At 38.7% G+C, this 12,482-nt stretch carries 9 protein-coding genes, 1 tRNA gene and 1 pseudogene; 6 read left to right on the forward strand and 5 right to left on the reverse strand.

Annotated elements, in window-relative coordinates; all coding sequences use genetic code 11:
- Positions 1 to 454 (reverse strand): annotated as a pseudogene (locus tag HP439_RS14140) (MFS transporter); the annotation flags it as partial.
- 347 nt (positions 455 to 801) lie between these two features.
- Between HP439_RS14140 and rho the strand changes: the two are divergent.
- Together rho and pssA are read left to right on the forward strand one after the other, a co-directional pair.
- On the forward strand, positions 802 to 2,295 hold the full coding sequence (gene rho, locus HP439_RS14145; RefSeq protein WP_172390988.1) for a transcription termination factor Rho: 1,494 nt from the start codon (positions 802 to 804) through the stop codon (positions 2,293 to 2,295).
- A 69-nt stretch (positions 2,296 to 2,364) separates the two neighbouring features.
- Positions 2,365 to 3,039, forward strand: coding sequence for a CDP-diacylglycerol--serine O-phosphatidyltransferase (gene pssA / locus HP439_RS14150; protein WP_172390989.1), 675 nt, complete (start codon positions 2,365 to 2,367; stop codon positions 3,037 to 3,039).
- Here the strand turns inward: pssA and HP439_RS14155 are convergent, their stop codons facing one another.
- Together HP439_RS14155 and folK are read right to left on the reverse strand one after the other, a co-directional pair.
- Entirely contained in the window at positions 3,040 to 3,393 is a 354-nt protein-coding gene (locus tag HP439_RS14155; protein WP_172390990.1) for an Hpt domain-containing protein, read from the reverse strand.
- Positions 3,390 to 3,956 (reverse strand): 2-amino-4-hydroxy-6-hydroxymethyldihydropteridine diphosphokinase, encoded by a 567-nt coding sequence (gene folK / locus HP439_RS14160; RefSeq protein ID WP_246229372.1) that lies wholly within the window; start codon positions 3,954 to 3,956, stop codon positions 3,390 to 3,392. The genes HP439_RS14155 and folK overlap by 4 nt, the downstream gene beginning before the upstream one ends.
- A gap of 66 nt (positions 3,957 to 4,022) precedes the next feature.
- On the opposite strand from folK, the gene sppA reads away from it, so the two are divergent.
- Entirely contained in the window at positions 4,023 to 5,789 is a 1,767-nt protein-coding gene (gene sppA, locus HP439_RS14165) for a signal peptide peptidase SppA (protein ID WP_172390991.1), read from the forward strand.
- Positions 5,790 to 5,872: 83 nt separating this feature from the next.
- Complete coding sequence (locus HP439_RS14170; protein WP_172390992.1) at positions 5,873 to 7,063, forward strand: phosphoglycerate kinase; 1,191 nt, start codon at positions 5,873 to 5,875, stop codon at positions 7,061 to 7,063.
- 53 nt (positions 7,064 to 7,116) lie between these two features.
- Here HP439_RS14170 and HP439_RS14175 read toward each other — a convergent pair whose 3' ends face one another.
- A complete protein-coding gene (locus HP439_RS14175) occupies positions 7,117 to 9,918 on the reverse strand; it encodes a hypothetical protein (RefSeq protein ID WP_172390993.1) in 2,802 nt (933 codons plus the stop codon).
- Between the two features lie 671 nt (positions 9,919 to 10,589).
- Between HP439_RS14175 and mgtE the strand changes: the two genes are divergently transcribed.
- Entirely contained in the window at positions 10,590 to 11,963 is a 1,374-nt protein-coding gene (gene mgtE, locus HP439_RS14180; protein ID WP_172390994.1) for a magnesium transporter, read from the forward strand.
- 117 nt (positions 11,964 to 12,080) lie between these two features.
- A tRNA-Asn gene (locus HP439_RS14185) sits at positions 12,081 to 12,154 on the forward strand.
- A gap of 146 nt (positions 12,155 to 12,300) precedes the next feature.
- Here the strand turns inward: HP439_RS14185 and HP439_RS14190 are convergent.
- Positions 12,301 to 12,482 (reverse strand): transposase (locus HP439_RS14190; RefSeq protein ID WP_172390995.1); only part of this gene is annotated, 182 nt, incomplete at its 5' end.

Consider the following 12,482-nt stretch of genomic DNA (forward strand, 5'->3'; position numbering starts at 1 on the left):
CACCACCCAGATTTACGCGTGATGCTCCCGTTTTTGGATCTCCTAATAGAACTGCGAATGGATTTGCTGCAGTCTGCTGTAAAGAGAAACCGAGGGCTACGATAAACAGTCCAATTAACATCCCAATGTAGACGTTTACTTCGACTGCTACAATCATCGCTGTAGCACCTAGAGCAGAGAAAAGGAGACCATATATGATACTTTTTTTGTATCCCCATTTTCCAACAAGATCTTTTCCCGAAATGGTACTAAAAATGAAAAGTAGGAGCGCCCCAATATAGTATGCACTATAAAATGCAAAGTCAATTAATTGAGATTGAAACTGATCCAATTGAAAATAGTTCTTACAAAATGGGATAAAGACACTGTTCCCGGCAGCAATAAAGCCCCAAAAAAAGAATACAACTACCAGCGTATAAAGCGCGGGATAGTTGGTTGACTGGTTTTCTTTCATAAAAGATAAAACGTTTTAGTTTTTTGTAAACTTAACAAAGAATATTAAAAGTGTAAAAAAAATATAAAGTTTGCAACTAATAAAACAAATAAACTTAATGTGCGTTATGAATATAACGGGTTTTTACACTGCGTGAAAAATATTTACAAATTTTCTTTTGAAATTACAAATGTTATACTATTTTTGTGCCGATTCTCAAATTTATCCTTGTAGGAGTTAAAATAAGCATGCTCTTAAATAATCCTCGGTCGTATCTTAGTTTGTCTCAAATTAATAGCGTGTGCTGGAATTAGAAAATGGATAAATTTCAAAAGCAGTAAAATCCTATATCTCATAATAACAAGTTAATGGATATTAATGAACTAAATACCAAGCTCGTGTCAGAGTTACGCGAGATTGCAAAAGTATTGGGCATCGCTGATGTCGATAAACTACGAAAGCAAGAATTAATCGATCGTATTTCGCTAATAGCAAAACAATCACTGAATACCAGTGAAATAGACGCTGGAGAAAGCGAAGAGCAGACGTCAGATAGGCCCAGAAAGCGTGTCAGAACTAGTAAAACTGAGCCGGTAGCGATTACAAAGCGCCCCTCACCTGTAAGTGATGTAGAAACTGATAGAGCGCCGTCCCAGGATGCACAAGTAAAGCCGAATCCTACTACAGAACCCATACCCGCACAAGCTAATAAGTCCGACGCCTCGACTCCCGTATTACCTACAGATTTTGATAATGTTATTGTAAATGAAGGTGTATTAGAAATCATGCCTGATGGGTACGGTTTTTTACGGTCTTCAGACTATAACTACTTGACATCTCCAGATGATATTTACGTATCTCAATCTCAAATTAAGCTGTTTGGATTGAAAACCGGTGATAATGTTCGCGGCTGTATCCGGCCGCCGAAGGAAGGAGAAAAATATTTTCCTTTGGTGCGGGTGGAAGCGATTAATGGACAGGTTCCAGCGGAAATTCGTGACCGAGTTCCTTTCGATTATTTAACACCGTTATTTCCGACTGAAAAATTAAATTTAGATTTAGGCGTCGGAAACTATTCGACACGTATCATGGATTTGTTTACTCCAATCGGTAAAGGTCAGCGCGGACTAATCGTAGCGCAACCTAAAACGGGTAAAACAAATTTGTTGAAAGAGGTTGCTAATGCGATCGCTAAAAACCATCCCGAAGTTTATCTTATTATTCTGTTGATTGACGAACGTCCGGAAGAGGTAACTGATATGGCTAGAAGCGTTCGTGCGGAAGTAATCTCATCAACATTTGATGAGCCGGCAGATCGCCATGTTAAAATCGCAAATATAGTGCTTGAAAAAGCAAAACGCATGGTTGAATGCGGTCATGATGTTGTAATTCTTTTAGATTCGATTACACGTTTGGCTCGTGCATATAATACCGTTGCTCCAGCATCGGGTAAGATACTTTCTGGGGGTGTGGATGCAAACGCATTACATAAGCCAAAACGTTTCTTTGGTGCTGCACGTAATATCGAGGACGGAGGTTCGTTGACTATTCTTGCGACGGCACTTACCGATACAGGTTCCAAAATGGATGAAGTTATCTTTGAAGAGTTTAAGGGTACAGGTAATATGGAATTACAATTAGATCGTAAATTAGCGAATAAGCGTATTTTCCCTGCTATAGATCTTACAGCTTCTAGTACTCGTCGTGACGACTTATTGGTAGATCGTGATACGCTTCAGCGTTTGTGGGTATTGCGTAATCATTTATCGGACATGAATTCGACAGAAGCTATGGAGTTTTTATTAACGCAATTGCGTGGTACTAAATCCAATGAAGAGTTTTTGATAAGTATGAATGGTTAATACCATAGTTATTTGATAATTTTGAGCCATCTTTTCCTTTCGAAAAGATGGCTTTATATTTTTTAATCGATGAAAAAACACATTCCCAATACACTGACCTGTCTTAATCTTTTTTTCGGTTGCATTGCTGTTGTTTATGCATTTGATAAGAATTTAGATTATGTATTTTATTGTATCATCGGATCGGGGGTATGTGATTTTTTTGACGGAATGGTAGCTCGTGCCTTGCATGTGAAATCCACCATTGGAAAGGAACTAGATTCCTTAGCGGACATGGTGAGTTTTGGCTTTGTGCCGGGGATCGTTTTGTTTACGATGCTTGAGGATAGCTCCAATATCCCATTCATCCCATATTTCGGTTTTTTGGTGACGATCTTTTCGGCTTTGCGTTTGGCGAAGTTTAACGTTGATGAGAGGCAAAGTCAAGATTTTATAGGATTAAATACTCCAATGAATACATTTTTCGTGCTTTCGTTGCCTTTTATTGGTAGAGATTACCCTGCACTTGTATATACACCCTCTGCTTTATTGGTGATTATTTTGGTCGTTAGCTATCTGTTGGTAAGTGAGGTACGGTTGTTTAGTATGAAATTGTCGTCTCCAAATTGGAACGAGAATAAATTTCAATTTATCTTTTTAATTCTTAGTGTGTTTCTTGTTGTCTTTTTAAAATTTTTGGCACTACCGTTGGTGTTGTTGGCATATATTGGACTATCTAAGTTGCATTTTTTAAATAAATCCTAATTACAAGTTTTTCAGGTATATTTCGATTTCATCGATTAAAATCTTAACGTCTTGGTCTAATTCCGTAAACAATTGTCCAATTTCGATATCGTTTTTTAAATTAGCAAGTGCTTCGAGTTTTTGTAGCTTGCTCTGTTGTTGGTTAGCACCAATATATACCATCGTCGGTTTAATATGATGTGCTTTGTTTGCAATTTCTTTATAATTTCTTTGAGAAATGGCTTCTTTGAGAGCTTTGAAATCGATTGGGATTTGTGATTGATATAGCGTCAAGAATTGCTTGATAAGGTCTGGATTGCTCATCATATTTTCTTGGATAATTGCCGGTTTGATGATGTTGAATTTCGTGTTCATTTGTCGGATTGATAACGGTAAACATTTAGTGGGTCGTTACATAATTTCAATATTTCCGCGTTACTAATTTGTAAAACGGGATGTATGTATTCCGGTGCTATTTCACACAATGGTATCAAAGCAAACTTGCGATCGGCGAGATGAAGATGTGGAACAATTAATTGTTCGTGTTCGATTGTCATTTCGTTAAAATAGAGTATGTCAACATCGATAACGCGCGCCCCCCATTTGGCTAGCCGTATACGACCGAGCTTTTCTTCTATACGATGGATTTCATCAAGAACTTCTAGTGGAGAAAGTGATGTTTCTGTTTTTATAACTTGATTTAGAAATTTAGGTTGATCTGTTACTCCCCAGGCCTCTGTCTCATATATCGAAGAACAAAGGGTTATTTTTCCAACAGTCTCGTTGATTTCCTGAAGAGCGTCTTTCAATTGCTGCGCAGGCTCTCCTATGTTGGCCCCTAAAAGTAAAAACACGTTATTCATCGTACATCCTTCGTTCTTAGATCCTGCCTCATTGTTTGATATCAAAGATCCTTTATCTAAGTAAAGATAAAGCATATCTATTTAAATTTCGCATTGTTCGAAATAAAGAATTATCTTAGGTACTTAAAATTTTATTTCTGTATGAGATCTTTCTTCAAATATGTTTTAGCAACGATAACCGGTATTGGAATTGTTGTAGTTTTACTAATTATAGGTCTAATCGCGATCATTACGAGTACTGTGAGTCAGATGAGTTCTGGCAAGCAAACGCCGGTTTTAGCTAATTCTGTACTTTATATTTCTTTGGACCACGATATTACAGAACGAACAGAAGAAAATCCGTTTGAAGGAGTTTCAGTACCTGGGTTAGGAGAAGTGAAGTCTTTGGGTTTGAATGACATCTTAGCAAGAATTGAAACTGCTAAAACCGACGATAGAATAAAGGGCATTTTTTTGAATCCGCGTTCTGTTAGCGCTGGATTTGCAAGTACCAAGGAAATATATGATGCACTTGTTGATTTTAAAACTTCGGGAAAGTTTATTGTTGCCTATAGTGACGTCTTTACACAAAAAGCCTATTTATTAGCGTCGACTGCGGATAAAATTTATATTAACCCAGAAGGTAGTTTAGACTTCAAAGGCTTATCTTCTACCGTAACATTTATGAAAGAAGCTTTAGATAAATTAGGTGTTGAGATGCAGGTTGTGAAGGTGGGGACATACAAGTCCGCTGTGGAACCTTTTTTATTGAATGAAATGAGTGAGGCGAATCGTGAGCAGATGACTTCGTATTTAAATAGCACGTATGATGCCTTTTTAGAAAATGTGTCACATGGACGGAATATCAAAGTAGATTCCTTGAGATATATTGCCGACAATTATTTAATACGTAATGCAGATGATGCAATTAAGTACAACTTCGCAGATGGAAAGTTGTATACCGATCAGGTAATCAGTGAGTTGAAACAACGTATTGGAGTTGAGGAGAAGAAAGACCTTTCGACAATTTCAATTTTAGATTATAGTGATGGTAAGGACCCGAATATAACCGGTGACCGGATTGCGGTGCTTTACGCTTACGGGGAGATCGTTGATGGGGAAGGAGAAGAAATAAATATAGGGGGAGATCGAATCTCTCGTGAATTGCGTAAACTCCGACGGGATGATCGTGTTAAAGCTGTGGTCCTACGCGTAAACTCGCCGGGAGGATCGGCATTAGCCTCTGACATTATAGCACGCGAGGTCGAGTTAACGAAGGCATCTAAACCTGTCATTGTTTCCATGGGTGATTATGCAGCCTCAGGCGGTTACTATATTTCGGCACTTGCTGACTCTATTTTCGCAGAAAAAGAGACATTAACCGGTTCTATCGGGGTTTTTGGTCTGATTCCGAGCTTTAAAGGATTGTTAAATAATAAGTTAGGGATCCATTTAGACGAAGTTAAAACGGGTAAGTACGCTGATTTACTTGCATCTCCGGATAGATTGATGACTGAAGATGAGCGATCGATTATACAAGTGGAAGTTAATAGGGTTTATAACACCTTTTTGAATAAGGTCGCGACAGGTCGTGGGATGGATGTTTCACAGGTCGATAGTATTGGACAGGGAAGAGTTTGGACTGGTAGTCAAGCGATCGAGATGGGATTGGTTGACGGAATAGGAGACGTTTCACGTGCAATTGAAGCTGCTGCGAGCAAGGCGAAATTAAAAGATTATAAAGTAGCATATTACCCAAAGGTTAAAGATCCCTTCGCTTCATTGTTTGGTACCTCTAAGGAGAAAATTAAAATGTGGATGCTCAGTGATGAGCTAGGTGATTTTCGAGAGTATGTGGAACAGTTACGTACTGTGACTAAATCTTCGGGTATACAAGCGCGCATGCCGTATACAGTGGAGATCAGATAAATGTGTCTAGATATTTTTGAAGTGCTTGCTTTTTTCTATATTTATAGCTTGATATATACAGGTCAACTTAAATTTTATTTTTTATGAAAACTATTGAAGATTTAAACTTCTCAGGTAAAAAAACGCTTGTCCGCGTGGATTTTAATGTGCCATTAGATGAGAATTTTAATATAACTGATGATAATCGTATTCAAGGAGCAAAGCCGACGATTCAAAAAATTTTAAAAGATGGAGGTTCCGTAATCTTGATGTCTCACTTGGGACGACCTAAAGACGGCCCTGTTGATAAATATTCTTTGAAACACATCGTTAATCACTTGTCTAGTGAACTTGGTGTTGAAGTCCAGTTTGCTGATGATTGTATCGGTGACCAAGCTATGGCGAAAAGTGCAGTATTGCAACCAGGTCAAGTGCTGTTGCTAGAAAATCTTCGTTTCTATAAAGAAGAGGAAAAAGGTGATGTCGGGTTCGCGGAGAAATTATCGAAATTGGGCAGTGTATATGTTAATGATGCTTTTGGTACTGCACATCGTGCACATGCGTCTACAGCGATTATTGCCCAGTTCTTTCCTGAGGCGAAATATGCTGGCGCGTTGATGGCTGCGGAAATTAACAACGCAGAGAAAGTGCTTAATAATCCTCAGCGTCCATTTACAGCGATTATGGGGGGAGCAAAAGTCTCTGACAAAATTCAGCTGATCGAAGCTTTATTAGATAAGGTTGATAATCTTATCGTTGGAGGAGGTATGGCTTATACGTTTGTGAAGGCTGCGGGTGGCGAAATCGGTCAATCACTTGTTGAGTTAGATAAGTTAGATCTTGCAAACGAACTAGTTGCAAAAGCGGAAGAAAAAGGCGTAAATCTTGTATTGCCGACCGACGCGCAAATTGCGGATGGTTTTTCCAATGATGCCAACACATATGATGGACCCAATAATGAAATTCCTGCAGATAAAGAGGGGTTGGATATCGGTCCAGATTCCTCTTCTCACTTTGCTGATGTGATTGGCGCGTCCAATACTTTACTGTGGAACGGTCCGATGGGTGTATTTGAATTTGATACCTTTGCTAAAGGCACTAAAGCTGTGGCTGATGCTATTGTTGCAGCAACTGAAAGAGGAGCATTTTCACTGATTGGTGGTGGGGATTCTGCCGCCGCCGTTTCTAAATTCGGAATGACTGAGCATGTCAGTTATGTAAGTACTGGAGGGGGTGCCTTGTTGGAATATATGGAAGGAAAAGTGCTTCCAGGCGTTCAAGCATTGAATGATTAATCGAATAATAATTATCGGAGGAGAGCCATGGCATACAAGTTGTCATGGCTTTTTTAATAACTATAACTTACACTAAACGAAGGGACTACCTTTTTACTTGCCGTTTTATCGTTAATATAGGTCAATTTTGTTCCGATATTAATATCAGGCAGGACATATCGGAAAACATTCATGTCTGCCGATATTCCCACTCCAAAGCTTTTCGGATTCAAATCTGAATCCATATTTTGAAAGTCTGAGAAGAGAAATCCCTGAAATCGTTTTATGTATGCCGTCGAACCGATGCTCCAATCTGGGTAAAACAAGGGTAACCTGTAATTTATCGATGCGGTATTGGTGACGATCGGCGACTCAAAATATCCCCATCCCGAAACCATTGGTATGTCGTAAACTCCTTCATAGCGCTCCTTTCCTTCCTGCAAAGCTGCACGGATTTGTATGCTGTGATTGGCGAAAAGTCCAGGGAAGTAAAAGCTGGTTCGGGCGGAGAATATTTGGCCACTAACGGCCTTCTCAAAAGGAAGGTGACGATAGGTCACGCTAAAATTCTGTCCCCATTTTGGTGCTATGTCCATTTTGCTACGCATACTATTTCGGTTGAAATACAGCTGATAATTCAAGGGGAATGCAATATTTTCGCTAAAATTTTTTAAAGTGGTGCTTACATCATATCTGTTCGTATACGACGTACCGAAGTTGGCACCGTAACTATAGACAACGTTTTGGCGGTATGTGGAGAATGGTAGAGCAATGTCAAGAGATATATGATTATCGCGATACTCGTACATTATGGTTTTTTCGGGATTAGCGTCGCTTACGGCATTACCTATCAGCCCTCGATTTGCGTATCTAATTGTGACCATGGGTAAATATTTTCTGTAGGATAGTTCTGCTGAATAACGACTTTTCCGTGTCTCTGGGTCATATTCGTACCCTAGCTTCGTTTGCGTAGTATTTAAGACATCATTAGATAGCCAAAAAATACCAGGTATATAATTATCAAAGTTTTCGAAATTTGTACTACTTATGGATAGGCTATGAAAATTTACAACGTGCTTGGAGGGATTGTAATCGTCAATCAGGAACGACTCTCCTTTAGAATCTCGGAAGGAATTTATACTATCCCGTAGTTGTTTTATGGTTGGCTCTAAGTAGAATGTGCGTGCAATAGGTTCTTCTGAGTATAAACTGTCAAATGGTTTTTTGGCGATTTTGTAACCATTGACTTGGTAATCGTTGTACAGTAAATTTCCCTTTTTGTCTACGCTCGCATTAAAGGCTCCGTACAATGCATTCGTCAGTTTCGTTAGTTTTCCTGCTTCAGATCGAGAATAAATGTTGTCAATACCGTCAAAGTGGGCCTTAAAAACAATTGAATTTTCTTTGTAAAAAGGACGTTCGATTTGTTGATTTCCCCACGCTAGAAGGTATTCATGTTGTTTGTCCGTAATGTTGAACTGGATTAAATTCGTTCCTTTTTCCGAGACTGCAATAGCGACTATTCTGTCGCCTGTTTCATCGTACCTAGGCTGTTGAAGGTGCGTGTCGGAGATGGGGGGGATGCTGTCGATGACAATTCCGGATTTTGAATCAAGGATTATTATTCTACTCTTTAACTCGTTTGTAACCTCTACAGCAACGATTTTATTGAGGGTGGGGTGCAGACTAGGTGCGTAATACCTGCTGTGTGTCGTTAAAGTTTTGCCGGTTTTTTCTTTGATGTTATACAGGTTTATTACGCTATATGTTTGTTTTCCAAAGCGAGGATCCTTGCGGTATTCGTCCCAGACTATTTCTTGCCCACGAATATTGAAGTGAGGGGTTATTTGGATGCCTGTTTTTAGTATTTCCTGAGGCCTGTCTCTATGTAATCTTACAATTTTATTGACAGATTCCGGAGATCTATATAAAGCATATATAGCTCCGTTATCGCAAACTTGAGGCATTAAATAATCCGAGGGATATTTGCTAATCGGTGTTGTGACGGGTTGAGAATACATATCCAATAAAGGTGCTTCTCGTTCCCATTTTTCATTGAGTTCAACCGAAACTTTCTGAAAAATAGAAGACGCAGTTTCCCCGGTTTGTGCTCTTAGGGCGCGTCTAAAATTAAATGGGCGCACTAGATTTCCATGCATGTGTGATAATATTTCATTTGTGCTATTCACGCCAAAATGATTCGAAATATACCCGTTAATAAAGTAGCCAATTGTGTAGTAAGACGGTATATTATCCTTAAATGAACCCAGTACATATTTATTAAAATTGTATGCTTTTCCCGAGAGTAAGTTTGCACGAAGTGGCATTTCCCATGAAGGCAGTCGTCCTCTTCCCCCTTTACTATTTAACGTTTCTGAATGGACCGCGTCACCTTCAAAGTACCAGGCAGGGAGGTTCAAACCGTATAGTGCAAACGCTAATTGTTCAAAAAATGGCTCGCCCATTTTTCCTGACATTTTGTCAAATTGAGCAACATGTCGTAATTCGTGTATGGCTAAATTACTAAGCCAGCTTTGGTTGTCTGGGGTAGATGATGGAACAGGAAACAGCTCTGATTTTCTTGGCGCTAGTTGAACAAAGCCATTTTGGGCTATGTGATTTCCTTGTAGTATTATAGGTGTTTTTTTTGATCTTATATGGAAATACCTATTATTATTTGAGAGGAAATAGGAGAGCTCACTTGCTAATTCTCGCGCGGCGTTTTGTATGTCTGCTGGAAATATGAGCTGGTAATCTTCCGTGTCGATCTGCTTCCAATCTATCGAGGGATGCGACTGTTCGTCGTCAATTATTTGACTTAAACATTTTGTTGTAGTTATAATTGATATAATTAATAATAAATATCTGATTTTCATATGTATACTATGTGTTTTTTCGTTCTTTTTGATGATATGCTATTTTTTTTAGCTTATTTTTTCAGTTTTTAATAAACTAACACTTTTTATGTATTATATAATTATTTGATATTTAAATATTTAAATATAAATTTAAGAATGAATTTTCGCTTATTTTTACGAAAAATAATTCTGTTTTTTTCAATTTGGTTTTCATTTATATTTTGTAATTCGTAAGTGTTTTTGGTGCAAAAAGATATAATGCAAGATAGGATAAAATAATAAATATTCCGCCGTCGTTTGCGCAACTTACATACGTTGATCAGCTAACGGCTGACTACTGCTCCCGATTTTCCTTGAGTGTGAATATTAATAATCGAGCTTCCATTCTAGATCGTGTCGGTCTCATGATGTTTTTGATTCCATTAGTATAAACGAGAGACTTGATATCTGATAAAAATGAAAAAGTACCAAACAATTAAGACACTAAAATTCGATTCTTTTTATTGTGACATTAAGTCATGATTTTTAAATCTGACCTAAAGTGTCTGCAAACAGTTAATAGTTTTTAATGTTTGATTTTAGGGTGAGACATGCCGAAAAAATAGTATTAGTTATTTTAAACAAAAAAGGCGACTTTTGCTCCAAATAGAAATTACCCATGTAGGAATTGGAATAAACAAAGGAGAGTTATGGAAGAATTAGAAATGCAAGTAGAGCTTGTGGAAAAGTGGATTGAAGCTGGTGAGATTTCAGAGCTTCAAGATTTTCTTAATGAGCAGAACATTTCTGACGTCGAAGAACTGATTGACGAGCTTCCCGAGCACGCAGCATTGTTTATCGAAACATTAAATATCAACCGAGCTGTTCATGTTTTCGGTATACTAGATTTCCCCACCCAAGAACGTATTTTTAAGAAGTTATCGGCATCGAAAATTAGGGAGCTAATTAACGAAATGCCTCCCGATGATCGGACATCGTTTTTTAGTGATCTAAAAGGTGACGTTGTAAAACATCTTATCATAATGCTCTCTCCAGAGGAACGCAAAGATGCGCTTTCACTTTTGGGGTATCCAGAAGATAGCGTAGGGCGTTTGATGACTCCGGATTACATAACTGTTAAGCCGCATTGGTCTATTACTCGTATTTTAGAACACATTAGACGATACGGGAACGCTTCTGAAACGATAGACGTGTTATATGTTATTGATCAGCAAGGGCATCTTGTTGATGATATTCGTATTCGCGATATTTTAATTTCAGATCCTGAAACCAAGGTTGAAGATCTTATCGATAACCGGTTGATCTCGCTTTATGCAAACGACCCACAGGAAGAAGCTGTAAACGTTTTTAGAATGAATAACAGGGTGGCTCTGCCAGTCGTTGATGAGCAAGGTATCATGTTAGGTATTGTTACGATTGATGATATTCTTTGGGTGGCAAACGAAGAATATAGTGAGGATATGCAGCGTATAGGGGGGTCTGAAGCCCTTGATGAACCTTATCTAGATGTGTCTATCTTCAATCTCGTAAAAAAGCGTGGTGGCTGGCTTATTGTGCTTTTTCTTGGTCAATTATTAACTGTTTATGTTTTGAAGTTTTATGAAGACCGATTAACGACAATATTGGTGCTGCTTATGCCAGTAATTATGTCGAGTGGGGGGAATAGCGGTTCACAAGCCTCGACGTTAATTATCCAGGCCATGGCCATGGGGGAAGTCACGTTGCGTGATTGGTGGCGTGTGATGCGACGAGAGATTCTTTCAGGGTTGTTTCTCGGGCTTATTTTGGGAACGTTGGGGTTTATACGTATTTCTGTCGACCAAGCTTTTACAGGAACTTATGGAGACGCTTGGAATTTGTATGCTTTGGCTATCGGATTTTCGCTCCTCGGTGTAGTGATGTGGGGATCATTGACAGGAGCCATGCTTCCTTTCTTGCTTCGCAGGTTCGGCGCCGATCCGGCTAGTTCTTCTGCGCCATTTGTCTCGACGATAGTGGATGTAACTGGGTTGATAATTTACTTCACGATTGCTACTTTAATATTGGGCGGCGTGCTATTGTAAAAAAGATTGTGTTGGATTTGAGTAACTTGTGTTTTTGTCGATGAAAATATTTGCACAGTTCATTAAATCTTCCGATAATTGCATCACCGAAACGGAAATAAGCGTTCGGAAAACGATTCCTGAATAGCTCAGTTGGTTAGAGCATCTGACTGTTAATCAGAGGGTCGCTGGTTCGAGCCCAGCTTCAGGAGCGAAATAAATAAAAAAGTGGTTTTTGTTACAAAAACCACTTTTTTTGTTTTATAGGCAAATTATTAACCTCTGTTCTACCCACTTAGGCTTCTCCGATTTGATATTATTTAAATGGATCATACCGAAAAGTTGGGGGGCTAGATTTTTAAGCATATAATTTCATCACCCGATATAGGAAGAAAGTAGTGTCTCTAACACCCCGGAACACACTTCTAAAGGCTTTCAGTTTTGCATTGAAGGATTCGGCTGAAGCATTCGTACTACGATTATCGAAATAATGTAGGATTTCCGGATGGTGTGCTGCAATGGATCTTGCCACACTTTCAA

This window comes from Sphingobacterium shayense, from assembly GCF_013179575.1.
Lineage (GTDB): Bacteria > Bacteroidota > Bacteroidia > Sphingobacteriales > Sphingobacteriaceae > Sphingobacterium > Sphingobacterium shayense.

Coding starts and splice junctions, on each gene's coding strand:
- mgtE (WP_172390994.1), top strand. CDS start 10,590: ATGGAAGAATTAGAAATGCAAGTAGAGCTTGTGGAAAAGTGGATTGAA.
- HP439_RS14175 (WP_172390993.1), bottom strand. CDS start 9,918: ATGAAAATCAGATATTTATTATTAATTATATCAATTATAACTACAACA.
- HP439_RS14155 (WP_172390990.1), bottom strand. CDS start 3,393: ATGAACACGAAATTCAACATCATCAAACCGGCAATTATCCAAGAAAAT.
- HP439_RS14170 (WP_172390992.1), top strand. CDS start 5,873: ATGAAAACTATTGAAGATTTAAACTTCTCAGGTAAAAAAACGCTTGTC.
- pssA (WP_172390989.1), top strand. CDS start 2,365: ATGAAAAAACACATTCCCAATACACTGACCTGTCTTAATCTTTTTTTC.
- rho (WP_172390988.1), top strand. CDS start 802: ATGGATATTAATGAACTAAATACCAAGCTCGTGTCAGAGTTACGCGAG.
- folK (WP_246229372.1), bottom strand. CDS start 3,956: ATGCTTTATCTTTACTTAGATAAAGGATCTTTGATATCAAACAATGAG.
- sppA (WP_172390991.1), top strand. CDS start 4,023: ATGAGATCTTTCTTCAAATATGTTTTAGCAACGATAACCGGTATTGGA.